Raw genomic sequence first — 23,716 nt, 5'->3', positions numbered from 1 at the left:
TCAGAATTGAAGATCCCTGCCAATCGGCGGGGATTTTTTTTACCTTTTTCCCCATAAAAAAACCTGCCAGATGGCAGGTTTTATTTTATTGCGACAAACTTACTGCAACAGGGAAATATCCGCTACCTGCAGGAACAGCTCACGCAGTTTCGCCAGCATAGAGAGGCGGTTGATGCGCAGATCTTTGTCATCAACCATCACCATCACTTTTTCAAAGAACGTATCGACCGGTTCACGCAGCTCAGCCAGTTCGACTAACGCTTCCTGGTAACGACCTTCAGCAAACACGGGTTCAAGTTTGTCACGCAGAACCACAACTTGCAGAGCCAAAGCAATTTCCTCTGGTTCCTTCAACGTTGCCGCATTGACACGATCGTTCAGCACTTCGTCGGACTTCGCCAGAATGTTGGACACACGTTTGTTCGCCGCCGCCAGCGCGGAGGCTTCTTCCAGCGTGCGGAAGTGCGACACGGCCTTCATACGGGCATCGAAATCCGCCGGACGGGTCGGACGACGCGCCAGAACCGCCTGAATGGTGTCCACGGTGTAACCTTCATCCTGATACCAGGCGCGGAAACGACCGAGCATAAAGTCGATAACGTCATCAACCACATTCGCGTTGGTCAGCTTGTCGCCGTACAGACGCGCCGCTTCTTCGGTCAGCGTTTGCAGATCCAGATTCAGGTTCTTCTCAACGATGATACGCAGCACGCCCAGCGCGGCACGACGCAGCGCGAACGGGTCTTTATCGCCTTTCGGATGCTGACCGATACCGAAGATACCCGCCAGCGTGTCCATCTTGTCGGCAATCGCCAGCGCGCAGGCAACCGGGTTAGACGGCAGGTCGTCACCGGCAAAGCGCGGCTGATACTGCTCGTTCAGCGCGACAGCCACATCTTCCGCTTCGCCGTCATGGCGCGCGTAGTGCATCCCCATGACGCCCTGCGTGTCGGTGAACTCAAAGACCATGTTGGTCATCAGGTCACATTTCGACAGCAGGCCCGCACGGGTGGCGTGGTTAACATCCGCGCCAATTTGTTCAGCAATCCAGCCCGCCAGCGCCTGAATACGGTCGGTCTTGTCGCGCAGCGTACCCAGCTGTTGCTGGAACAGCACGGTTTGCAGACGCGGCAGGTTATCTTCCAGACGTTTTTTACGGTCGGTATTGAAGAAGAACTCGGCATCTGCCAGACGCGGACGCACCACCTTCTCGTTACCGGAGATGATTTGCTGCGGATCTTTGGATTCGATGTTCGCCACGAAGATAAAGTTCGGCAGCAATTTGCCGTCTGCGGCGTAAACCGGGAAGTATTTCTGGTCGCCCTTCATGGTGTAAACCAGCGCTTCAGACGGCACCGCGAGGAATTTCTCTTCGAATTTCGCCGTCAGCACCACCGGCCATTCCACCAGCGAAGTGACCTCTTCCAGCAGGCTCTCGCTCAGGTCAGCGTTACCGCCAATCTGACGCGCCGCTTCTTCTGCATCAGCTTTGATTTTCGCTTTACGCGCTTCGTAATCAGCAACAACTTTACCGCGCTCCAGCAGGATTTGCGGATACTGGTCAGCAGTGTCGATGGTGATTTCCGGCTCGCCCATAAAACGATGGCCGCGAATGACGCGATCGGACTGGATACCCAGAATCGTTGCCGGAATGAGCTTGTCGCCCAGCAGCAGCGTTACGGTGTGTACCGGACGCACGAAGTGAACGTCAGACGCGCCCCAGCGCATCAGTTTCGGAATCGGCAGTTTCGCCAGAGAGGTGGCAATCATGTTCGGCAGCAGCGCTTCTGCGCTTTCGCCTTTCACATGCGCACGATACAGCAGCCATTCGCCTTTGTCAGTGGTCAGACGTTCAGCCTGGTCCACGGTGATGCCGCAACCACGCGCCCAGCCTTCCGCCGCTTTGCTCGGTTTGCCTTCCGCATCAAACGCCTGGGCAATCGCCGGGCCGCGTTTTTCAACTTCGCGATCGGGTTGAGAAGCAGCAAGATTCGCCACTTTCAGCGCCAGACGGCGCGGTGCGGCGAACCACTCTACGTTGCCGTGTGCGAGGCCAGCGTTATCCAGCTCCGCAGTAACGTTCGCAGCAAAGGACTCCGCCAGGCTGCGCAGGGCTTTTGGTGGCAGCTCTTCAGTGCCGATTTCCACCAGAAAAGTTTTCTCAGACATGGCCGCCTCTTATTTGTCTTTGTTGCACATCGGGAAGCCAAGGGCTTCACGGGAAGCGTAGTAAGCTTCTGCCACTGCTTTGGTCAGGGTGCGAATGCGCAGGATGTAGCGCTGACGCTCGGTAACGGAGATGGCTTTACGCGCATCCAGCAGGTTAAAGCTATGGGCGGCTTTCAGAATACGCTCGTAAGCAGGCAGCGGCAGCGGGTTTTCCAGCGCCAGCAGTTGCTGTGCTTCTTTCTCATACTGTTCGAAACAGGTGAACAGGAAATCCACATCGGCGTATTCGAAGTTGTAGGTGGATTGCTCCACTTCGTTCTGATGGAACACGTCGCCATAGGTGGTTTTACCCAGCGGGCCGTCGCTCCAGACCAGGTCGTAAACGCTGTCTACGCCCTGAATGTACATAGCCAGACGTTCCAGGCCGTAGGTGATCTCACCGGTAACCGGCTTACACTCCAGACCGCCAACCTGCTGGAAGTAGGTGAACTGAGTCACTTCCATGCCGTTCAGCCACACTTCCCAACCCAGACCCCAGGCGCCCAGCGTCGGGTTTTCCCAGTTATCTTCCACGAAACGGATATCGTGGATAGTCGGGTCCATCCCCAGCTCTTTCAGAGAACCGAGATACAGCTCCTGGATGTTATCCGGCGATGGCTTAATCACCACCTGGAACTGATAGTAGTGCTGTAAACGGTTCGGGTTTTCGCCATAGCGACCATCGGTCGGACGGCGAGAAGGCTGCACATAGGCAGCCGCCATCGGCTCTGGCCCCAGCGCGCGCAGACAGGTCATTGGGTGAGAAGTCCCCGCGCCGACTTCCATGTCCAATGGTTGAACAATGGTGCAGCCCTGGCGAGCCCAGTAATCCTGTAAGGTCAGGATCAAGCCCTGGAAGGTCCTGGTATCAAACTTTTGCATATTATTTCGTGCTGGATACGTGTGGATTTAAAGGAAGGGATCAGTATACCCGCTGACCGCAAGATATACAGTACGAAACGGGAAAAAGGGGGAACTTAGCGCATGGAAAGATGTAAAAACTGCCCTTCTGCGTCAAAAGAGCAAACAAAACTCTCTTTGCGGAAAGTATTGCCGCGCATCTCATAGCTACCCTGGTATTGCTCAAAACCGGTCACATCAATTTTCTGCGTGCCGGTGTTATAACGCCGCGCCGCCTGCGCTTTGCACAATGCTTCCATATCCAGTGAGCGTTCCGGGTTTACGTTGACCTTCTGCGCCTTCTGAACCGGCTGCGCCGTTGTCGCGCATCCCACCAGCAGGAGGGTTAACAGCGCCGGAAAAACAGACTTCATCATCATTTTTATTACCGCCTTATTTGCCGGTCGCTCTTATTATTATTAAGGTTAGGGTTTAGCCCAAAAGACAGGCGCATTTTGCGAATCTCGCTGAGCCATCACAAGCTTTAGCGTAAAAACTCAGAATATTCCAGTGAGATACCGCGCCAATAAACAAGTCAGACCCTATTTAAAACGGAAGCAGAGGAACTGATGCAACCCAAAATATACTGGATTGATAATTTGCGAGGGATCGCCTGTTTAATGGTCGTGATGATCCACGCCACCACCTGGTACGTCACCAATGCGCAAAGCATCAATCCATTTAGCTGGGATTTTGCCAATGTTCTGAACTCTGCCTCACGCGTCAGCGTACCGCTGTTTTTTATGATCTCGGGCTATCTCTTTTTTGGCGAACGTAGCGCCCAGCCGCGACATTTCCTGCGCATTGCGCTTTGCCTGCTGTTCTATAGCGCCGTCGCGTTGGTATATATCACCCTTTTTACGTCGATTAACGCAGAGCTATCGCTGAAAAACCTGCTGCAAAAACCGGTGTTCTACCACCTGTGGTTTTTCTTCGCGATCGCGGTGATCTACCTGGTATCGCCGTTAATACAGGTTAAAAACATCAGCGGCAAAATGCTGCTGGTGCTGATGATCGTCATTGGCGTTGTCGCCAACCCCAATACCGTGTCGCAAAAAATCGGCGGATTTGAGTGGCTCCCCGTTAACCTGTATATCACCGGCGACACGTTTTACTACATCCTCTATGGCATGCTGGGCCGGGCGATTGGCATGATGGAGACACAAAAACATTCACTGACCTGGATAAGCGCCGCGCTTTTCATTACGGCGGTATTGATTATTTCGCGCGGAACGTTACATGAACTCAACTGGCGCGGAAATTTTGCCGATACCTGGTACGTCTATTGCGGCCCAATGGTGTTTATTTGCGCCGCGTCGCTGCTCACGCTGGTCAAAAATACCCTGAATACGCGCACGGTTCCCGGGCTGGCGCTGATTTCCCGCCACTCACTCGGTATTTACGGGTTTCACGCGCTGATAATCCATGCGCTACGGACGAATGGCGTGGAGTTTAAACGCTGGCCGCCGCTGGATATCGTATGGATTTTTACCCTCACCCTGGCCGGAAGTTTGCTGCTGTCGATATTGCTACAGAAGATTGATACGCGCAGGCTGGTCAGTTGACCGGCCCTTATTCGTCATCAGAATACGTGGCGTACATATCCGTACCCAACAGACTCACGCCCAGCCCCAGAAGGCACATCACTTTGACGGCGACCGGTAAATCAATATTCCATAGACCGACAAAAAGCATACCTGCGGCGAGAAGTAACAGATATTTGCACCGGGTGAGCAGACGCTCATTTCCCGTCGGCTCCTGGCGTATTAACAGGGGAAAACCACTCATCACCATTATCGCAAAAAAATAGCCCTTGTCGCTCAACGAGTGGCAAGCAGGCCACAGCCCTGTCAGATAGACCAGCGCACCGCCCGCCAGCATGATTAAACCGGCCAGACGCTTCCTGCGCACAACCTTATCGTCCATATCACTCTCCTTATGCTTTGCCGATTCACATTAAGACAAGAAATAAGAATGGAAAAGACGATAACCGGACAATAACGTGAAAATCAGAAAACACACATATTGATTTCGATATATATCGAGGCAATCAATAGGAAATAAGAATTCCTTCCGGCCACTGCCGGAAGGAATAGCGGATTAAGACATGAGCGGTAATAACTGCTGGTAAATGCGGCGGAACGTTTCGCGACGTTCAAGGTAACGCGCATGGCGTTCAGCATCAGGGAAATGCGCTTGCTCCAGCGGAAGCTGCGGTAATAAATCAGATAATGGTTGCTCTTTATTCATCGCAATTTGCGCCAGACGCGCGGCGCCCAATGCCGGGCCTACATCGCCGCCGGTACGGTAATCAAGCTGTAGCCCGCTGATATCCGCCAGCATTTGTCGCCAGTATTCACTGCGCGCCCCGCCGCCGATCAGCGTCACGCTGCCGGGTTTCACGCCACAGGCATGCACAACATCCATGCCATCCGCCAGCGCATAACCGACGCCTTCCAGCACCGCCCGCGCCAGCTCTGCGGGGCCATGCTGATGCGTAAGGCCAAAGAATACGCCCTTCGCCTGCGGATTATTATGCGGCGTGCGTTCGCCGGAAAGATAAGGCAGGAACCAGACGGCATCCGCGTTATCATCCGCCTGGCGTGCCGCGTCAATCAGCGCGGGAACAGACGCCTGACCGGTCAATTTTGCCGCCCAGTCCAGGCAGGATGCCGCGCTCAGCATGACGGACATCAAATGCCAGCGTTCGGGCAATGCGTGGCAAAAACTGTGTACCGCACTTTCTGGTTTACTGAGAAAACCGTCACTCACCGCAAAATAGACGCCTGATGTTCCCAGCGACAGCATGGCCTGACCCGCATTGATCATCCCCACGCCCACCGCGCCCGCCGCGTTATCTCCGCCCCCTGCAACAACAGGCACCGCAGGCATCCCCCAGGAGTGCGCCACCTCAGGCAACACCGTACCGGTGATGTCGCTGCCTTCGTACAGAGCGGGCATGTGCTCACGGGTTAGCTGACAAGCGTTGAGCATGATGTCGCTCCAGTCGCGCGCTGCGACATCCAGCCACATCGTTCCCGCCGCGTCCGACATATCGCTGGCAAAATCCCCCGTCATACGCAGACGCAGGTAATCTTTAGGTAGCAGCACCTTTGCAACCTGGCGGAAGATATCCGGCTCATGGCGCTGAACCCACAGCAGTTTTGGCGCGGTAAAGCCGGGCATCATCAGATTGCCGGTAATGGCGCGAGACTGCGGAACCTGCTGCTCAAGCAGCGCGCACTCTTCACCACAGCGTCCGTCATTCCATAAAATCGCCGGGCGTAGCACCTTCTGGTGTTTATCAAGCAACGTGGCGCCGTGCATCTGCCCGGCAATCCCCAGCGCCTTTACATCACGCAATGAATGCTCTCGCCCCAGCGCTTTTACGGCGCGATCCGTCGCCAGCCACCACTGTTCGGGATCCTGCTCCGACCATAATGGATGCGGGCGAGAGACGGACAGTTTCTCCGTCTGCGAGGCCAGCACGTCTCCCTGCTCATTCAGCAGGATGGCTTTCACACCGGACGTGCCCAGATCTATCCCGATATACATCGTGACCACTCCTTTATCGATGCGCCGCGTTGGCTAAACGCGGCGCAATGGCGATTACTTGTCGAACAGATAATGATTCACCAGATTTTCCAGCAGTTCCTGATGGCCGCTTTGATGCACCGGCGCCAGATTACGCTGTTCAGCATAGTGCGCGACGTCACTCAGGGATAACTGGCCTTTCAAAATTTGCTGGCCCAGTTCGCTATTCCAGCCGGAATAACGTTTCGCCACGCGTTTATCCAGTTCGCCATCTTCAATCATGCGCGCTGCCACTTTTAATGACAGCGCCATCGTGTCCATCGCGCCAATATGACCATAGAACAGATCGTATTTGTCGGTGCTCTGGCGACGAACCTTCGCGTCAAAGTTCAGCCCGCCGGTCGTGAAACCGCCCGCTTTCAGGATTTCATACATCACCAGCGCGTTCTCTTCGACGCTTACCGGGAACTGGTCGGTATCCCAGCCCAGCTGCGCATCGCCACGGTTGGCATCCACAGAACCAAAAATGCCCAGCGCAATGGCGGACGCAATCTCATGATGGAAAGAGTGGCCCGCCAGCGTAGCGTGGTTGGCTTCAATGTTCACCTTGATCTCTTTTTCCAGGCCGAACTGCTTGAGGAAGCCGTAAACCGTTGCCACATCGTAGTCATACTGGTGTTTTGTCGGCTCCTGCGGTTTTGGCTCGATCAGCAGCGTGCCCTGGAAACCTGTTTTATGTTTATGTTCCACCACCATCTGCATAAAGCGGCCAATCTGCTCGCGTTCCTGGCGCAGATCGGTATTCAGCAGGGTTTCATACCCTTCACGGCCCCCCCACAGAACGTAGTTTTCACCACCCAGTTTGTGCGTGGCGTTCATCGCGTTCACCACCTGCGTCGCCGCCCAACTGAAGACTTCCGGGTCCGGGTTCGTCGCCGCCCCGGCGCCGTAACGCGGGTTGGTAAAGCAGTTCGCGGTGCCCCATAACAGCTTCACGCCGCTCTGTTCTTGCTTCGACTCCAGCACATCGACCATTTGCGCAAAGTTGTTTTTATACTCTTTCAGCGAGGCGCCTTCCGGCGAAACATCCACATCGTGGAAGCAGTAGTAAGGCACGTTCAGCTTATGGAAAAATTCAAACGCCACATCCGCCTTGCGCTTCGCCAGTTCCAGCGCATCGCCGGGCTGTTGCCACGGACGGCTGAACGCGCCTACGCCAAACATATCCGCGCCGTTCCAGCAGAAGGTATGCCAGTAGCAGGCCGCAAAACGCAGATGATCTTCCATGCGTTTACCCAGTACGATTTCATCTGGATTATAATGGCGGAAAGCTAACGGATTAGTGCTTTTAGGGCCTTCATAACGAACACGATCGAGTTGGTCAAAATAAGCCTGCATAATGAACTCCATAATCAGGTAATACGGCGAGGGATGGGTAATGGCGTAATATTGGTTACTCGATTCACATTGCTCAATTATGTTATTTCACTCTGCTATTTAGATAATTCGTAAGTGTGCGCTGCCTCGCAAAATAAAAGTAACCGTCTGCAAAAAATGGTTATTCATCAACAACGAAATGTAACGGGCGTAATGCGTCATTAAAAGTACGATCTCGGTCATAATTCCCGAAATAAACCAAAAATCGTAACTGCAAGATAAAAATCTATAATTGCCTTCCGCGTATTAACTGCTAAAAATCTGCTACGTCTCACGCTGTGATTGTTACTTTTACCGCTGTTCCCTCTAACAAAAGGCATCACGATTATGAAGATAAAAAACATCTTACTCACCGTCTGCACTTCACTCCTGCTCACCAGCATAACGGGACATGCCAAAGAAGTTAAAATTGGTATGGCTATCGATGACTTACGTCTGGAACGCTGGCAAAAAGATCGCGATATTTTCGTGAGCAAGGCCGAATCCCTCGGCGCAAAAGTATTTGTACAATCTGCCAATGGTAATGAAGAAACCCAAATGTCGCAGATTGAAAACATGATCAACCGTGGCGTTGATGTTCTGGTCATTATTCCTTATAACGGACAAGTATTAAGCAATGTCGTAAAAGAAGCGAAACAAGAAGGAATAAAAGTATTAGCGTACGACCGTATGATAAATGATGCCGACATCGATTTTTATATTTCTTTTGATAACGAAAAAGTCGGCGAATTACAGGCTCAGGCGTTGGTCGATAAAGTGCCTGAAGGGAATTATTTCCTGATGGGCGGCTCGCCGGTAGATAATAATGCGAAATTGTTCCGCGCCGGGCAAATGAAAGTATTAAAACCTTATATCGATTCAGGAAAAATTAATGTCGTTGGCGATCAATGGGTAGACGGATGGTTGCCTGAAAATGCGCTGAAAATTATGGAAAATGCACTGACCGCAAACAATAACAAAATTGACGCGGTTGTCGCTTCCAATGACGCGACCGCAGGCGGTGCGATTCAGGCGCTCAGCGCTCAGGGATTATCAGGAAAAGTCGCTATTTCCGGCCAGGATGCCGACCTTGCGGGCATTAAACGTATTGTCGCAGGCACGCAGACCATGACGGTTTATAAACCCATCACGCTACTGGCGAATACCGCCGCCGAGATCGCCGTCGAGCTGGGTAACGGGCAACAACCTAAGGCCGACGCCACGCTGAATAACGGTCTGAAAGATGTCCCTTCCCGCCTGCTTACTCCAATTGATGTTAATAAAACCAATATTGACGAAACCGTGATTAAAGACGGGTTCCACAAAAAGAGTGATCTGTAAACGTTGCGCCCTCTACAACAGCGGAGGGCGTCAAACCCTCCATGCCGGGTTCTCGCATTGGCTTATGTGGAGTAGTTATGCCCTATCTACTTGAAATGAAAAACATTACCAAGACCTTCGGCGCAGTGAAGGCAGTTGATAACGTCAGCCTCAGGCTTAATGCCGGGGAAATCGTTTCATTGTGCGGTGAAAATGGTTCGGGTAAATCAACGTTAATGAAAGTGCTGTGCGGTATTTACCCTCATGGCTCTTATGAAGGTGAAATTCTGTTTGCGGGAGAAACACTGCAAGCCAGTCATATTCGTGATACCGAACGTAAGGGCATTGCTATTATTCACCAGGAGTTAGCGCTGGTTAAACACTTAACCGTGCTGGAAAATATCTTCCTGGGCAGCGAAATCACCCGTAACGGCATTCTTGATTACGACATGATGACGCTACGCTGCCAGAAGCTGTTAGACCAGGTCAGCTTGTCTATCTCACCGGATACCCGCGTGGGCGACCTGGGCCTGGGGCAACAACAGCTGGTAGAAATTGCCAAAGCGCTTAATAAACAAGTTCGGCTGCTGATTCTCGATGAGCCGACGGCCTCCCTCACGGAACAAGAAACCACCGTGCTGCTGGAAATTATTCGCGATCTGCAACAGCATGATATTGCGTGTATTTATATCTCACACAAGCTCAATGAAGTTAAAGCTATCTCGGACACAATCTGCGTGATCCGCGACGGCCAACATATTGGCACCCGCGCAGCCGCCGGAATGGAAGAAGACGATATCATCACTATGATGGTCGGTCGCGAGCTGACGGCGCTCTATCCTAATGAACCGCATGCTACCGGGGAGGAGATTTTGCGCGTTGAGCGCCTTACCGCCTGGCATCCCGTCAACCGTCACATCAAACGCGTCAATGATGTCTCCTTTTCTCTGAAACGGGGCGAGATTCTCGGCATTGCAGGGCTGGTCGGCGCGGGCCGCACGGAGTTAGTGCAATGCCTGTTCGGCGTCTGGCCCGGGCGCTGGGAAGGAAAGGTCATGATCGATAATCAGGCCGTGGATATTCGTCATTGCCAGCAAGCGATCGCCCATGGCATTGCAATGGTGCCAGAAGACAGGAAACGCGACGGCATTGTGCCGGTTATGGCCGTCGGGAAAAATATCACGCTGGCGGCGCTCGATCGGTTCACCGGGAAGATAAGCCATCTTGACGATGCCGCAGAGCAAAAATGCATTCTGGAATCGCTGCAACGCCTGAAAGTGAAAACATCCTCGCCTGATTTAGCGATTGGGCGCCTTAGCGGCGGGAACCAACAAAAGGCCATACTGGCGCGCTGTCTCCTGCTGAACCCGCGCATTCTCATCCTCGATGAACCCACCCGAGGAATCGATATCGGCGCGAAATATGAAATCTACAAACTCATTAACCAGCTTGTTCAGCAAGGTATTGCTGTCATCGTCATCTCGTCGGAACTCCCCGAGGTTCTTGGATTAAGCGATCGCATCCTGGTGATGCACGAAGGAAAACTGAAAGCCAACCTGGTGAATCATAACCTGACTCAAGAACAGGTGATGGAAGCCGCATTGAGGAGCGAATATCATGTCGAAAAACAATCCGTCTGAAGTGAAACTCTCAGCCCCTCTGACGGGCGGTTTTCCTGGGTTAAAATCACTGAACCTACAGGTGTTCGTCATGATCGCGGCGATTATTGTGATCATGCTGTTCTTTACCTGGACCACGGAAGGCGCATACCTGAGCGCGCGCAACGTCTCCAACCTGCTTCGTCAGACGGCGATCACCGGTATTCTGGCCGTGGGGATGGTTTTCGTGATTATCTCTGCGGAAATCGACCTCTCCGTTGGCTCAATGATGGGGCTATTAGGCGGCGTCGCGGCAATCTGCGACGTCTGGCTGGGCTGGCCATTGCCGCTTACGATTGTTGTCACGCTGGCGCTGGGTTTACTGCTCGGCGCCTGGAACGGGTGGTGGGTCGCCTACCGGAAAGTCCCTTCGTTTATCGTCACCCTGGCCGGGATGCTGGCTTTCCGTGGCATTCTCATTGGCATTACGAATGGTACAACCGTCTCGCCCACCAGCTCGGCGATGTCGCAGATTGGTCAGAGCTACTTATCCAACGGTCTGGGCTTCACAATAGGCGCCATCAGCTTAATGGCGTTTATCGGCTGGCAATGGCGCGGGCGTATGCGTCGGCAGGCTCTGGCGCTTAGCACCCCGGCTTCTACTGCGGTAGTCGGTCGCCAGGCGCTAACCGCCGTCATTGTCCTGGGCGCAATCTGGCTGCTGAACGATTATCGCGGCGTTCCAACGCCCGTACTGCTGCTGGTATTCCTGCTGCTTGGCGGTATGTTTATGGCGACGCGAACGGCGTTTGGCCGGAGAATTTATGCGATTGGCGGCAATCTGGAAGCCGCTCGTCTCTCCGGCATTAACGTTGAGCGAACCAAACTGGCGGTCTTCGCCATCAACGGCCTGATGGTGGCGATTGCAGGGCTGATACTCAGTTCGCGCCTCGGCGCCGGATCGCCTTCCGCCGGGAACATTGCCGAGCTGGACGCGATTGCCGCCTGCGTGATCGGCGGAACCAGCCTGGCGGGTGGCGTGGGTAGCGTCGCGGGCGCCGTCATGGGGGCGTTTATTATGGCCTCTCTTGATAACGGAATGAGTATGATGGACGTGCCCACATTCTGGCAGTACATCGTGAAAGGTGCGATCTTGTTACTGGCAGTATGGATGGACTCAGCAACTAAACGTCGTTCCTGAATTCCAGAAAAGGGGTCATGCTCAATGCCGGTCAACACGTACCGGCATTGTCCTTTATGACTGATTCAGCAGGGAAAGAACTATGTTTGAGAAACGCCACCGTATCACACTGTTATTTAATGCAAATAAAGCCTACGACCGTCAGGTAGTGGAAGGCGTGGGTGAATATTTACAGGCATCGCAATCGGAATGGGATATCTTCATTGAAGAAGACTTCCGCGCGCGAATTGATAACATCAAAGAGTGGTTGGGCGATGGCGTCATTGCCGACTACGATGACGATGACATTGCTCAGGCGCTTGCCGATGTGGATGTGCCCATTATCGGCGTCGGCGGTTCTTACCACCTTGCTGCACATTATCCATCCGTCCATTATATCGCCACCGATAACTACGCACTGGTGGAAAGCGCCTTTCTGCACCTGAAAGAAAAAGGGATCAATCGCTTCGCCTTTTATGGCCTGCCCGCCTCCAGCGGCAAGCGCTGGGCGGCCGAGCGTGAATACGCATTCTGCCAACTGGTTGCACAAGAAAAATACCGTGGCGTGGTCTATCAGGGGCTGGAAACCGCACCGGAAAACTGGCAGCACGCGCAAAACCGGCTGGCGGACTGGCTGCAAACCCTGCCGCCGCAAACCGGGATTATCGCCGTTACCGACGCCCGGGCAAGACATGTGCTGCAAGTTTGCGAGCATCTGCATATCCCGGTTCCCGAAAAGCTGTGCGTCATCGGTATTGATAACGAAGAACTGACCCGTTATCTGTCGCGGGTCGCGCTGTCATCGGTCGCTCAGGGAGCCAGGCAGATGGGCTATCAGGCGGCAAAACTGCTACACCGCCTGCTGGATAAGGAAGTGCTGCCGCTGCAACGTATTCTGGTTCCGCCTGTGCGCGTCGTTGAGCGTCGCTCGACGGACTACCGCTCATTGACCGACCCGGCCGTCATACAGGCGATGCATTTCATCCGTAACCATGCCTGCAAAGGTATTAAAGTCGATCAGGTGCTGGACGCGGTCGGTATCTCCCGCTCGAACCTGGAGAAACGGTTTAAAGAAGACGTCGGGGAGACCATTCACGCCGTTATTCATGCTGAAAAACTGGAAAAAGCGCGCAGCCTGTTAATTTCAACCACGCTGCCGATTAACGAAATATCACAGATGTGCGGCTACCCATCCCTGCAATATTTCTATTCTGTTTTCAAAAAGGAGTATGACACGACGCCAAAAGAGTACCGCGATCGGTACAGTGAGGTGTTGTTGTAGCGGGGTCTTTTGTAGGCCCGGTAAGCAAAGCGTCACCGGGCGTTTGTGCCGGATGGCGGCGCAAGCGCCTTATCCGGCCTACAAAATCGGGTCATTACATATGCGCGGCGATTAAACGCTGGTTATCCTGATACATCGCGAACAGATAGTTGTTGTAGCTCTGCCCTTTCGTCGAATAACCCTTCAGCTTATGAATCATCGCGCTTGCGGTAACTTCCTGATCCGCCTTACGCAACTGGGCGCGAGACTTACGGAAAGACGAGTAAGCAGGATGCGTGTTCAGGTTAATCACGTACGCGTTAACCGACTCTTTAACCGAGCCGAACTGCGAGTAACCTTTCACTTTACCCGGCGCATTGGTACAACGCCCTTTTCCGCATTTCATGCCGAACAGGTTATTGTTGTTGCGCGCCAGTTTAGAGGTTCCCCAGCCGCTTTCCGCCGCCGCCATCGTCGCCACCATACTGGTCGGGATGATGTCTACGCGTTCCAGCAAGGTATTCCACGGAATGTTACGCGTGTTGCCAGACCACTTTACCTTGTAGCGCGCTGCGATATCTTTCATACGCGTACGCTCAGAAGGCGACCAGCGATTCTGGTACTGTTTTGAAATCAGCCAGTTACGATCCGCAGTAATCGCAGCATTTTGACTGGTGATAAAAGGCATAACCGTCCGGAGAAACGCTTTTTTCCTTGGTGTTCCAGAAGGGTATTTTCGCAAATCAGGAAGTGAACTACTCTTTGCACTATTGCGAGAATACTCTTGTTTACTGCTTACCTGTTTATGACCTGTCTTGGTTACGTGGGACTTTTGACTCGTTGTTGTCGTGTGCGCCTTCGCCAGCACCTCACCCGAAAATACTACGGTGAGTAACATAAGAATCATTGCCCCATATCGTCGTATGGGCGTCAATATCATTAGGTCTCCTGGTCGGATTTATACATTCCAACGCCTTATATTTTTCAAAAAAAATGAGAGATGAATCTCAAATCATATCAAAAATAACCGTCAAGAGCACCCCAAGGAATAGTCCAATTCCGAAACCCTGTCACGCAATAATGGCGAAGAACGCTATTAATACGAAGAAAATGTGGTGGTTATCGCAAAACATGGCTATTTTCTGCGCACGATCGCTCACCCTCGCGCCTCAGCCTGGCGGAATACGCCAGAGGGATGAGTTATCCGCTATCTTTCAACGGCATACTGGCTAAAATCGCAGCAATAAGGAAAGCGTAATGAAACTTACCGCTTTTGTGCTGGCGCTCATGCCCGGCATCGTATTCGCCTCATCATGGACATCTCAGGGATTCCCGCCCTTTACGGCGGAAGGTACAGGTAAGTTTGTCAGCCATGCCGCGTTGACGAAAGGTACGCGCCCTTTGACGCTGCATATTGACCAACAGTGCTGGCAACCTGCTGATGCCATAAAACTCAATCAGATGCTGTCGCTCAAACCGTGTGAAGGCACGCCGCCGCAGTGGCGACTGTTTAAAGACGGCGACTATTCGCTGGAGATTGATACCCGCTCCGGTACGCCAACGCTGACGCTGTCGATAAAAAGCACCGCCGATCCCGTCGCCAGCACGGTGCGCCAGTGCCCGACGTGGAACGGCTCGCCGCTGACCCTGGAGGTGAGTCACACCTTCCCGGAAGGCGCGATCGTGCGCGATTACTACAGCCAGCAAACCGCTACCGTTAAGAACGGTCAGATTACGCTGCAACCCGGCGCGACCAGCAACGGGCTTTTGTTGCTTGAACGCGCGGAAACCAACGCGCCCGCCGCATTCAACTGGCATAACGCGACGGTCTACTTTGTGCTGACAGACCGTTTCCAGAACGGCGATCCGACGAATGACCAAAGCTATGGCCGCCACAAAGACGGCATGGAGGAGATTGGCACTTTTCATGGCGGCGATTTACGCGGGCTGGCAAACAAGCTGGACTATCTGCAACACCTGGGGGTGAATGCCCTGTGGATCAGCGCGCCGTTCGAGCAAATCCACGGCTGGGTCGGCGGCGGTACGAAAGGGGATTTCCCGCATTATGCCTACCACGGCTATTACACCCAGGACTGGACCACGCTGGACGCCAATATGGGCAGCGAGGACGACCTTCGCGCGTTAGTCGATGGCGCACACCAGCGCGGCATCCGTATTCTGTTTGATGTGGTGATGAACCACACGGGCTACGCCACGCTGGCGGACATGCAGACATTCCGGTTTGGCGCGCTGTATCTGCAAGGCGATGAGCTGAAAAAGACGCTGGGCGAACGCTGGACTGACTGGAAGCCCGCCGCCGGGCAAAGCTGGCACAGCTTTAATGACTACATCAACTTCAGCGACAAAGCGGCATGGGAAGCATGGTGGGGGAAAGAATGGATTCGCACGGATATTGGCGATTATGACAATCCAGGCTTTGACGATTTGACCATGTCGCTGGCCTTCCTGCCCGATATTAAAACGGAATCCACAACCCCTTCCGGCCTGCCGGTGTTCTATAAAAACAAACCGGATACCCGTGCAAAAGCCATTGAGGGCTACACGCCGCGGGATTATCTGACCCACTGGCTCAGTCAGTGGGTGCGTGATTACGGCATCGACGGGTTCCGCGTAGATACCGCCAAACACGTCGAACTTCCTGCCTGGCAGCAGTTGAAAACCCAGGCCAGCGCGGCGTTGACCGAGTGGAAACAGGCCAACCCGGAAAAGACGCTGGACGACACGCCTTTCTGGATGACCGGTGAAGCCTGGGGCCACGGCGTCATGCAGAGTGATTATTACCGCCACGGCTTTGATGCGATGATCAACTTTGACTACCAGGAGCAGGCGGCAAAAGCGGTCGATTGTCTGGCGGATATGGACGCCACCTGGCAGCAAATGGCAGAGAAATTACAGGATTTCAACGTGCTGAGTTATCTCTCCTCGCACGACACGCGCCTCTTTCGGGAAGGCGGCGATAAGGCCGCAGAGCTTCTGCTGCTGGCGCCCGGCGCCGTGCAGATCTTTTATGGCGACGAATCCGCACGCCCCTTTGGCCCGACGGGTTCCGATCCGCTGCAAGGCACCCGTTCTGACATGAACTGGCAGGATATCAACGGTAAATCCGCCGCCACCGTCGCCCACTGGCAGCGAATCAGCCAGTTCCGCGCCAGACACCCTGCCATCGGCGCCGGTAAGCAAACCACGCTCTCACTGAAGCAGGGGTACGGTTTTGTGCGCGAGCACGACGACGATAAGGTCATGGTCGTCTGGGCGGGTCGCCCTTAATCCTGCCTGACGTCCGGCGTGCCCATCCGCCGGACGTCTTATCAAAACAAAACACCAGCCAGATAAAAATCTTCAGCATAAAGCATCACCCACGGCGTTAACGCCTGATTTGCACCCTGCCATAGGTAGCGCTATGGTTAGCCACTTTGATAATGAGTTCGACAGACCACCTGCTATGACATTCTCACTTTTTGGCGACAAATTTACCCGCCATTCAGGCATTACCCGCCTGATGGAAGACCTCAATGACGGCTTACGCACGCCCGGCGCAATCATGCTCGGCGGGGGTAATCCAGCGCAAATCCCGGAAATGCAGAATTACTTCCATTCGCTACTGGGCGAAATGCTGGAAAACGGCAAAGCCACTGATGCGCTTTGTAATTATGACGGTCCGCAGGGAAAAACGGAGCTACTGACAGCGCTCGCGTCGCTGCTGCGTGAGAATCTGGGTTGGGATATCGAACCACAGAATATTGCACTAACAAACGGCAGTCAGAGCGCGTTTTTCTACTTGTTTAATCTCTTCGCCGGACGCCGCGCCGACGGGACGACTAAAAAAGTGCTGTTCCCGCTGGCGCCGGAATACATTGGTTATGCCGATTCCGGGCTGGAAGAGGATCTTTTCGTTTCCGCTCGCCCGAATATCGAGCTATTGCCGGAAGGTCAGTTCAAATACCACGTTGATTTTGAACATCTGCGCATCGGGGAAGAGACTGGCATGATCTGCGTGTCGCGCCCGACTAACCCAACAGGTAATGTGATCACCGACGAAGAGCTGATGAAGCTGGATACCCTTGCCAATCAGCACGGCATCCCGCTGGTGATCGATAACGCCTACGGCGTTCCCTTCCCGGGCATTATTTTCAGCGAAGCACGCCCGCTGTGGAATCCGAATATCATCCTGTGCATGAGCCTCTCCAAACTGGGGCTGCCCGGCAGCCGCTGCGGCATCATTATCGCCAATGAAAAAATCATCACCGCCATCACCAATATGAACGGCATTATCAGCCTGTCGCCTGGCGGTATTGGCCCGGCAATGATGTGCGAAATGATCAAGCGTAACGACCTGTTGCGCCTGTCGGAAACGGTAATAAAACCGTTCTACTACCAGCGCGTACTGGAGACAATCGCGACCATTCGCCGGTATTTACCGGAAAATCGCTGCCTGATCCATAAGCCGGAAGGCGCTATTTTCCTCTGGCTGTGGTTCAAAGATTTGCCGATTTCAACTGAATTGCTGTACCAGCGTCTGAAAGCGCGCGGCGTATTGATGGTTCCCGGCGACTACTTCTTCCCGGGGCTGGACAAACCCTGGCCGCATACGCACCAGTGCATGCGGATGAACTACGTTCCCGATCCGCAAAAAATTGAGGCAGGGGTGAAAATTCTTGCTGAAGAGGTTGAGCGCGCCTGGCGCGAAGGCTAACAGCCTCCCCGGTCATCGCCTGACCGGGGTGACACTCAGACGGGTTGCGCGTACAGTCGTTGTCGCTGCACGTTTTCCACATCAAGGCACTGCAACGCGTCAGTCGGGCAGGCCTCCACGCATGCCGGGCCCGTTGCACGGTGCCAGCAGAGATCGCATTTAATCGCCTGTACGCGTGAGGTTCGCGACACAACGTTCATCGCGCCGAACGGGCACGCCAGCATACAGCTTTTACACCCGATACAGCGCGCTTGTTCCACGAAGATGTGCCCATGATCGCGACGAATAGCCTGCGTTGGGCACACGTTCGCGCAGGGGGCATCTTCACACTGGCGACATGCCGCCGCCGTGGTAAACGCATCGTCTTTAATGACCCGGATGCGGGAGACAAATTCCCCGGACGACACCGCCGCACAGTCCTGGTTCTCCTGATGCGCCACTACGCAGGCAACCTCACAGGTACGACAGCCGATACATTTCGCCGCATCCGCCATGATAAATCGGTTCATTGCCCTCTCCACCTGCGTAAAACCCCAGAGTGCCAGAGAGGGCGCGATCGCTGCTTTGATCCGACGAGGGAAACGATTAAATTTTGTCAGATGCCCATCATCTTCCGGGCGCCTGCCTTAAGCGCGCACGGTAAAACCCAACTCATTCGAGATCGCCTGCGCGGTGTCACGCAGGGGCTTGAGCAGATTCTTCTCGCCAATTTGCTTAAGCCGGGACGTCGAAAGCGAAATAGAGATGGCGTATGGCACCCGATGGTGAATATCAAACACCGGCACGGCAATGCAGGAAACGCCCAGCTCATTCTCTTCGCGATCCATCGCCATACCGCTTTCACGAATTTGCGCCAGCTCGTCATACATCGCCGGCAACCCGGTAATGGTGTTACGGGTCAACGGCTGGATCTGATCCTTGTGGCTTTCCCAATAGGTTTCCACATAGTCAGGATGGCCGAACGCCATGTAAATCTTCCCCATCGCAGAGCAATACAGCGGCATATGCTGACCGATATAGGCGCGGGTGCGCAGCATGCCAGTGGTCGGCTCCAGCTTATAGATCAGGATGGCATGATCGTCTTCACGGCTGGAGAAGTTGACGGTCTCGCCAGTGGCGATATTCAGCGTCTCAAGATGCGGTGCAGCCACATGAATGATATTCAGCGATGACAGGGCTTTCTGCCCGACAGCGATAAATTTAGTGGTCAGACGATAGCTTCCGGCGGCAGGCGCGGGGGTAACATACCCGCAGGACTGCAATCCCTGTAGCAGTCGATGCACGGTACTTTTGTTCAGCCCTGCCAGTTCAGACAAGTGCGCCAGCGGGCATCCGTTCGGGTAGTTACTGAGGATCTCAATCAGCATCAAACCACGGAACAGGCTCTGACTACCGGCTGGCCTCTCTTTTTCTTGCGTCATTTCGCTCTCTTTTATGCCCATCGCTTCCGCTCCCCTTTTCGTCGCGCTCTGATGGTAGCGCAAAGTGTGTTTCAGTTCACGATCTGAACCGAAAAAACACAACTATTTGATTTTGATGATTTTAAAAAATAGACCACCCCGTTGATCTGTCAAAATTTGATCGCTATATTTGAAATCAGATTTCGCATAGTGAAATTTAAAGATAAAAAAGCGGTCAAAAATAAACGGGAGAAGCAGGAATGAAAGTGACTTTTGAGCAGTTAAAAGAGGCGTTCAATCGGGTGCTGCTGGCGCGCGGCGTTGCGGCGGAAACGGCTGACGCCTGTGCAGAGATGTTTGCCCGTACTACAGAATCCGGCGTCTATTCGCATGGCGTGAATCGCTTTCCCCGTTTCATTCAGCAACTGGATAATGGCGACATCATTCCTGATGCCAGACCGCAGCGCATCACCAGCCTTGGCGCCATCGAGCAGTGGGATGCTCAGCGATCCATCGGCAATCTGACGGCGAAAAAAATGATGGATCGCGCCATTGAACTGGCTTCCGACCACGGCATCGGCCTGGTGGCGTTACGCAATGCCAACCACTGGATGCGCGGCGGCAGCTACGGCTGGCAGGCGGCGGAAAAAGGCTACATCGGCATCTGCTGGACCAACTCTATCGCCGTGATGCCGCCGTGGGGGTCAAAAGAGTGCCGCATTGGCACGAACCCGCTGATCGTCGCCATCCCTTCATCGCCAATCACCATGATCGATATGTCGATGTCGATGTTCTCCTACGGCATGTTAGAGGTAAACCGGCTGGCGGGACGTGAGCTGCCGGTAGACGGCGGGTTCGACGATGAAGGCAATTTGACCAAAGAACCTGGCGTGATCGAAAAAAATCGCCGCATTTTGCCGATGGGCTACTGGAAAGGGTCAGGTCTGTCGATTGTGCTGGATATGATCGCCACCCTGCTTTCCGACGGCGCTTCCGTTGCCGAAGTTACCCAGGAAAACAGCGACGAATACGGCGTTTCGCAGATCTTCATCGCTATTGAGGTCGATAAGCTGATTGATGGCGCCACGCGCGATGCCAAACTCCAGCGCATTATGGATTTCGTCACTACCGCTGAGCGCGCCGATGAGAACGTGGCAATCCGTCTGCCAGGCCACGAATTTACCCGGCTGCGGGATGAGAATCGCCGCAACGGCATCACCGTCGATGACAGCGTATGGGCCAAAATCCAGGCGCTGTAAGGAGGCATAGCATGATATTTGGACATATCGCACAGCCCAATCCGTGTCGTCTGCCAGACGCGATTGAAAAGGCGCTCGATTTCTTACGTACCACCGACTTTCGCACGCTGGACCCTGGGGTGGTGGAAATCGACGGCAAAAATATTTTTGCCCAGATAATTGATTTAACCACCCGCACTGCGGCTGAAAATCGTCCAGAAGTTCATCGCCGTTATCTGGATATTCAGTTTCTCGCCTGGGGTGAAGAAAAAATAGGGGTTGCCATCGACACCGGTAATAACCAAATCAGCGAATCGTTATTAGAACAGCGCGATATTATTTTCTATCACGACAGTGAACATGAATCTTTCTTTGAAATGGTTCCGGGAAGCTACGCTATTTTTTTCCCGCAGGATGTTCATCGCCCTGGCTGCAATAAAACGGTCGCGACACCCATACGGAAAATCGTCGTTAAAGTGGCAATATCCGCTTTATAAAACGTTATCTTTGGAGCACAACATGAAAACGAACAATACCGGTTATATTATCGGTGCGTATCCCTGTGCACCCTCATTTCACCAAAAGAGTGAAGAGGAAGAGAAGGAATTCTGGCGGCAACTCTCCGATACTCCTGATATTCGTGGGCTGGAGCAACCCTGCCTTGAACATCTTCACCCACTCGGCGACGCGTGGTTATTGCGCCATACGCCAGGCAACTGGCAAATCGTCGTGACGGCGATTATGGAGACCATGCGCCGTCGCGGTGAAAACCGCGGCTTTGGGCTGGCCTCCAGCAATGAAGATCAGCGTCAGGCCTGTGTGGCGTACTATCGCCACCTTTACCAGAAGATCACGACAATCAACGCGGCAAGCGCCGGGAAAGTGATCGCGCTTGAGCTGCACGCCGCACCGCAGGCCGATAACCCAAACGTCGCACAGGCAACGGACGCATTTGCCCGTTCAGTGAAAGAGATCGCTGGCTGGGACTGGCCGTGCGACCTGGTGCTGGAACACTGCGACGCGATGACCAGCGCCGCGCCGCGCAAAGGATTCCTGCCTCTGGACAACGTGCTGGAGGTGATTGCCGACTACGACATCAGCGTTTGCATTAACTGGGCGCGTTCCGCCATTGAAGGACGCAACACCACCCTGCCATTGACCCATACGCAGCAGGTAAAACAGGCCGGTAAACTCGGCGCGCTGATGTTCTCCGGTACAACGCAAAGCGGTGAATACGGCGAATGGCAGGATTTACATGCGCCTTTCGCGCCTTTCTGCCCTGACAGCATGATGACGCAGGAACATGCCCGTGAATTACTGACCTGCGCAGGAACAGACGTTCTGCAATTCACGGGTATTAAGTTACTGGAAATTAACGCTAATGCCGACGTCAGTCACCGCGTAGCGATATTACGCGACGGCATTACGACATTAAATAACGCCAAATAATAAGACGTTGCCGGATGGCGGCGTAAGTCTGATAAGCAAAACGTCATCAGGCATTAAATAATTTACTTTTCATCGCCAGAATACTTACTTTACGAGAATACGAAGATGAATATGACCTCTCGCCCTACAGAAAAAGATATACCTCGTCAGCGTTGGCTGCGAATTATTCCGCCCATTCTGATTACCTGTATTATTTCTTATATGGACCGCGTGAATATTGCTTTCGCGATGCCTGGCGGAATGGATGCCGAATTAGGTATTTCCGCCACTATGGCCGGTCTGGCTGGCGGGATTTTCTTCATCGGCTATCTGTTCTTACAGGTTCCCGGCGGCAAAATCGCCGTTCACGGCAGCGGCAAGAAATTTATCGGCTGGTCGCTGGTTGCCTGGGCGGTTATTTCCGTCCTCACAGGCTTAATCACCAACCAGTATCAATTGCTTGCCCTGCGTTTCTTACTGGGTGTGGCGGAAGGCGGCATGCTGCCCGTCGTACTGACGATGATCAGCAACTGGTTCCCGGACGCTGAACGCGGTCGTGCGAACGCCATTGTGATTATGTTTGTGCCGATTGCCGGGATTATCACCGCCCCGCTCTCCGGCTGGATAATCACCGTACTCGACTGGCGCTGGCTGTTCATTATTGAAGGTCTGCTCTCTCTCGTCGTGCTGGTGCTGTGGGCGTACACCATTTATGACCGGCCGCAGGAAGCCCGCTGGATCTCCGGGGCGGAAAAAAACTATCTGGTGGAAACCCTCGCCGCAGAACAGAAAGCCATTGCCGGAAGCGAAGTCAAAAACGCCTCTCTCAGCGCGGTCCTTTCCGACAAAACCATGTGGCAACTTATCGCCCTGAACTTCTTCTATCAGACCGGGATTTACGGTTACACCCTCTGGCTGCCAACCATTCTCAAAGAGCTGACCCACAGCAGCATGGGGCAAGTCGGCATGCTCGCCATTTTGCCGTACGTCGGCGCGATCGCCGGGATGTTCCTGTTCTCTTTCCTTTCCGACCGCACGGGTAAACGCAAACTGTTTGTCTGCCTGCCGCTGATTGGCTTCGCCCTGTGCATGTTCCTGTCGGTGGCGCTGAAAAACCAAATCTGGCTGGCCTATGCCGCGCTGGTCGGCTGCGGCTTCTTCCTGCAATCGGCGGCGGGCGTTTTCTGGACGATCCCGGCACGTCTGTTCAGCGCCGAGATGGCGGGCGGCGCACGCGGCGTTATCAACGCGCTTGGCAACCTCGGCGGCTTCTGCGGCCCCTACGCGGTTGGCGTACTGATCACGCTGTATAGCAAAGATGCGGGCGTCTATTGCCTGGCGATCTCCCTGGCGCTGGCCGCGCTACTGGCGCTGTTGCTGCCCGCGAAATGCGATGCGGGTTCGACACCGGCAAAGACAATGAGTCCGCGTAAACACGCCGCGTAACACCATGCCCGGGGCGCTGCGCTTACCGGGCCTACAAAACCCGTAGGCCGGATAAGCGTGGCGCCATCCGGCA

The 23,716-nt window shown here is 53.9% G+C and carries 20 protein-coding genes; 11 read left to right on the top strand and 9 right to left on the bottom strand.

Going from position 1 to position 23,716, the window contains the following annotated elements; translation table 11 throughout:
• Window positions 1-99: 99 nt before the first annotated feature.
• The 3 genes from glyS to OGX84_RS06690 form a co-directional block, all read right to left on the bottom strand.
• Window positions 100-2,169, bottom strand: a complete 2,070-nt coding sequence (gene glyS / locus OGX84_RS06700; protein ID WP_058668264.1) for a glycine--tRNA ligase subunit beta — start codon at window positions 2,167-2,169, stop codon at window positions 100-102.
• Between the two features lie 9 nt (window positions 2,170-2,178).
• Entirely contained in the window at window positions 2,179-3,090 is a 912-nt protein-coding gene (glyQ, locus tag OGX84_RS06695; RefSeq protein WP_001168544.1) for a glycine--tRNA ligase subunit alpha, read from the bottom strand.
• Between the two features lie 95 nt (window positions 3,091-3,185).
• On the bottom strand, window positions 3,186-3,488 hold the full coding sequence (locus OGX84_RS06690) for a YsaB family lipoprotein (protein WP_012135698.1): 303 nt from the start codon (window positions 3,486-3,488) through the stop codon (window positions 3,186-3,188).
• A 189-nt stretch (window positions 3,489-3,677) separates the two neighbouring features.
• Between OGX84_RS06690 and OGX84_RS06685 the strand changes: the two genes are divergently transcribed.
• The gene (locus OGX84_RS06685) at window positions 3,678-4,673 is read left to right on the top strand and encodes an acyltransferase (protein ID WP_112001418.1); all 996 of its coding nucleotides are present in this window, start codon (window positions 3,678-3,680) and stop codon (window positions 4,671-4,673) included.
• A 7-nt stretch (window positions 4,674-4,680) separates the two neighbouring features.
• Here OGX84_RS06685 and OGX84_RS06680 read toward each other — a convergent pair whose 3' ends face one another.
• The 3 genes from OGX84_RS06680 to xylA all read right to left on the bottom strand — a co-directional run bounded on the left by OGX84_RS06680 (window position 4,681) and on the right by xylA (window position 8,040).
• On the bottom strand, window positions 4,681-5,034 hold the full coding sequence (locus tag OGX84_RS06680; RefSeq protein WP_112001417.1) for a YiaA/YiaB family inner membrane protein: 354 nt from the start codon (window positions 5,032-5,034) through the stop codon (window positions 4,681-4,683).
• 174 nt (window positions 5,035-5,208) lie between these two features.
• Window positions 5,209-6,663 carry a xylulokinase gene (gene xylB, locus OGX84_RS06675; RefSeq protein ID WP_112001416.1) on the bottom strand — a complete coding sequence of 485 codons (1,455 nt, stop codon included), beginning with the start codon at window positions 6,661-6,663 and terminating at the stop codon, window positions 5,209-5,211.
• Window positions 6,664-6,717: 54 nt separating this feature from the next.
• Window positions 6,718-8,040 carry a xylose isomerase gene (gene xylA, locus OGX84_RS06670; RefSeq protein WP_110493665.1) on the bottom strand — a complete coding sequence of 441 codons (1,323 nt, stop codon included), beginning with the start codon at window positions 8,038-8,040 and terminating at the stop codon, window positions 6,718-6,720.
• 366 nt (window positions 8,041-8,406) lie between these two features.
• On the opposite strand from xylA, the gene xylF reads away from it, so the two are divergent.
• The 4 genes from xylF to xylR all read left to right on the top strand — a co-directional run bounded on the left by xylF (window position 8,407) and on the right by xylR (window position 13,438).
• Complete coding sequence (gene xylF, locus OGX84_RS06665) at window positions 8,407-9,399, top strand: D-xylose ABC transporter substrate-binding protein (protein ID WP_012135703.1); 993 nt, start codon at window positions 8,407-8,409, stop codon at window positions 9,397-9,399.
• Window positions 9,400-9,476: 77 nt separating this feature from the next.
• The gene (locus tag OGX84_RS06660) at window positions 9,477-11,018 is read left to right on the top strand and encodes a xylose ABC transporter ATP-binding protein (protein WP_012135704.1); all 1,542 of its coding nucleotides are present in this window, start codon (window positions 9,477-9,479) and stop codon (window positions 11,016-11,018) included.
• Window positions 10,996-12,177, top strand: coding sequence for a xylose ABC transporter permease XylH (gene xylH / locus OGX84_RS06655; protein ID WP_012135705.1), 1,182 nt, complete (start codon window positions 10,996-10,998; stop codon window positions 12,175-12,177). The genes OGX84_RS06660 and xylH overlap by 23 nt, the downstream gene beginning before the upstream one ends.
• Window positions 12,178-12,259: 82 nt before the next feature.
• Window positions 12,260-13,438 carry a D-xylose utilization transcriptional activator XylR gene (gene xylR, locus OGX84_RS06650; RefSeq protein ID WP_012135707.1) on the top strand — a complete coding sequence of 393 codons (1,179 nt, stop codon included), beginning with the start codon at window positions 12,260-12,262 and terminating at the stop codon, window positions 13,436-13,438.
• A gap of 94 nt (window positions 13,439-13,532) precedes the next feature.
• On the opposite strand, the gene OGX84_RS06645 is transcribed toward xylR, so the two are convergent.
• A complete protein-coding gene (locus OGX84_RS06645) occupies window positions 13,533-14,357 on the bottom strand; it encodes a protein bax (RefSeq protein ID WP_024131053.1) in 825 nt (274 codons plus the stop codon).
• Window positions 14,358-14,674: 317 nt separating this feature from the next.
• Between OGX84_RS06645 and malS the strand changes: the two genes are divergently transcribed.
• Window positions 14,675-16,705 carry an alpha-amylase gene (gene malS, locus OGX84_RS06640; protein WP_112001415.1) on the top strand — a complete coding sequence of 677 codons (2,031 nt, stop codon included), beginning with the start codon at window positions 14,675-14,677 and terminating at the stop codon, window positions 16,703-16,705.
• Window positions 16,706-16,880: 175 nt separating this feature from the next.
• Window positions 16,881-18,131: a valine--pyruvate transaminase gene (gene avtA, locus OGX84_RS06635; RefSeq protein ID WP_024131054.1), complete on the top strand. Its 1,251-nt coding sequence runs from the start codon at window positions 16,881-16,883 to the stop codon at window positions 18,129-18,131.
• A 35-nt stretch (window positions 18,132-18,166) separates the two neighbouring features.
• Here avtA and OGX84_RS06630 read toward each other — a convergent pair whose 3' ends face one another.
• Both OGX84_RS06630 and yiaJ read right to left on the bottom strand, forming a co-directional pair.
• A complete protein-coding gene (locus OGX84_RS06630) occupies window positions 18,167-18,640 on the bottom strand; it encodes a 4Fe-4S dicluster domain-containing protein (protein ID WP_112001414.1) in 474 nt (157 codons plus the stop codon).
• Window positions 18,641-18,757: 117 nt separating this feature from the next.
• Window positions 18,758-19,573: an IclR family transcriptional regulator YiaJ gene (gene yiaJ, locus OGX84_RS06625; protein WP_012135713.1), complete on the bottom strand. Its 816-nt coding sequence runs from the start codon at window positions 19,571-19,573 to the stop codon at window positions 18,758-18,760.
• 218 nt (window positions 19,574-19,791) lie between these two features.
• Here yiaJ and yiaK point away from each other — a divergent pair, with 218 nt between their 5' ends.
• The 4 genes from yiaK (at window position 19,792) to OGX84_RS06605 (ending at window position 23,643) form a co-directional block, all read left to right on the top strand.
• The gene (gene yiaK, locus OGX84_RS06620; protein WP_071259234.1) at window positions 19,792-20,790 is read left to right on the top strand and encodes a 3-dehydro-L-gulonate 2-dehydrogenase; all 999 of its coding nucleotides are present in this window, start codon (window positions 19,792-19,794) and stop codon (window positions 20,788-20,790) included.
• A gap of 11 nt (window positions 20,791-20,801) precedes the next feature.
• Window positions 20,802-21,266 carry a YhcH/YjgK/YiaL family protein gene (locus OGX84_RS06615; protein ID WP_012135715.1) on the top strand — a complete coding sequence of 155 codons (465 nt, stop codon included), beginning with the start codon at window positions 20,802-20,804 and terminating at the stop codon, window positions 21,264-21,266.
• Window positions 21,267-21,288: 22 nt separating this feature from the next.
• Window positions 21,289-22,218: a DUF4862 family protein gene (locus OGX84_RS06610; protein ID WP_049011082.1), complete on the top strand. Its 930-nt coding sequence runs from the start codon at window positions 21,289-21,291 to the stop codon at window positions 22,216-22,218.
• Window positions 22,219-22,323: 105 nt separating this feature from the next.
• Entirely contained in the window at window positions 22,324-23,643 is a 1,320-nt protein-coding gene (locus OGX84_RS06605; RefSeq protein WP_047460323.1) for an MFS transporter, read from the top strand.
• Window positions 23,644-23,716: the final 73 nt, after the last annotated feature.

Source organism: Citrobacter sp. CK202 (assembly GCF_030333225.1).
GTDB lineage: Bacteria > Pseudomonadota > Gammaproteobacteria > Enterobacterales > Enterobacteriaceae > Citrobacter_B > Citrobacter_B koseri.
The sequence above is the reverse complement of the archived record's forward strand: the minus strand, read 5'-3'. Positions and strand labels throughout refer to the sequence as shown.

Coding starts and splice junctions, on each gene's coding strand:
- glyS (WP_058668264.1), bottom strand. CDS start 2,169: ATGTCTGAGAAAACTTTTCTGGTGGAAATCGGCACTGAAGAGCTGCCA.
- glyQ (WP_001168544.1), bottom strand. CDS start 3,090: ATGCAAAAGTTTGATACCAGGACCTTCCAGGGCTTGATCCTGACCTTA.
- OGX84_RS06690 (WP_012135698.1), bottom strand. CDS start 3,488: ATGATGATGAAGTCTGTTTTTCCGGCGCTGTTAACCCTCCTGCTGGTG.
- OGX84_RS06685 (WP_112001418.1), top strand. CDS start 3,678: ATGCAACCCAAAATATACTGGATTGATAATTTGCGAGGGATCGCCTGT.
- OGX84_RS06680 (WP_112001417.1), bottom strand. CDS start 5,034: ATGGACGATAAGGTTGTGCGCAGGAAGCGTCTGGCCGGTTTAATCATG.
- xylB (WP_112001416.1), bottom strand. CDS start 6,663: ATGTATATCGGGATAGATCTGGGCACGTCCGGTGTGAAAGCCATCCTG.
- xylA (WP_110493665.1), bottom strand. CDS start 8,040: ATGCAGGCTTATTTTGACCAACTCGATCGTGTTCGTTATGAAGGCCCT.
- xylF (WP_012135703.1), top strand. CDS start 8,407: ATGAAGATAAAAAACATCTTACTCACCGTCTGCACTTCACTCCTGCTC.
- OGX84_RS06660 (WP_012135704.1), top strand. CDS start 9,477: ATGCCCTATCTACTTGAAATGAAAAACATTACCAAGACCTTCGGCGCA.
- xylH (WP_012135705.1), top strand. CDS start 10,996: ATGTCGAAAAACAATCCGTCTGAAGTGAAACTCTCAGCCCCTCTGACG.
- xylR (WP_012135707.1), top strand. CDS start 12,260: ATGTTTGAGAAACGCCACCGTATCACACTGTTATTTAATGCAAATAAA.
- OGX84_RS06645 (WP_024131053.1), bottom strand. CDS start 14,357: ATGATATTGACGCCCATACGACGATATGGGGCAATGATTCTTATGTTA.
- malS (WP_112001415.1), top strand. CDS start 14,675: ATGAAACTTACCGCTTTTGTGCTGGCGCTCATGCCCGGCATCGTATTC.
- avtA (WP_024131054.1), top strand. CDS start 16,881: ATGACATTCTCACTTTTTGGCGACAAATTTACCCGCCATTCAGGCATT.
- OGX84_RS06630 (WP_112001414.1), bottom strand. CDS start 18,640: ATGAACCGATTTATCATGGCGGATGCGGCGAAATGTATCGGCTGTCGT.
- yiaJ (WP_012135713.1), bottom strand. CDS start 19,573: ATGGGCATAAAAGAGAGCGAAATGACGCAAGAAAAAGAGAGGCCAGCC.
- yiaK (WP_071259234.1), top strand. CDS start 19,792: ATGAAAGTGACTTTTGAGCAGTTAAAAGAGGCGTTCAATCGGGTGCTG.
- OGX84_RS06615 (WP_012135715.1), top strand. CDS start 20,802: ATGATATTTGGACATATCGCACAGCCCAATCCGTGTCGTCTGCCAGAC.
- OGX84_RS06610 (WP_049011082.1), top strand. CDS start 21,289: ATGAAAACGAACAATACCGGTTATATTATCGGTGCGTATCCCTGTGCA.
- OGX84_RS06605 (WP_047460323.1), top strand. CDS start 22,324: ATGAATATGACCTCTCGCCCTACAGAAAAAGATATACCTCGTCAGCGT.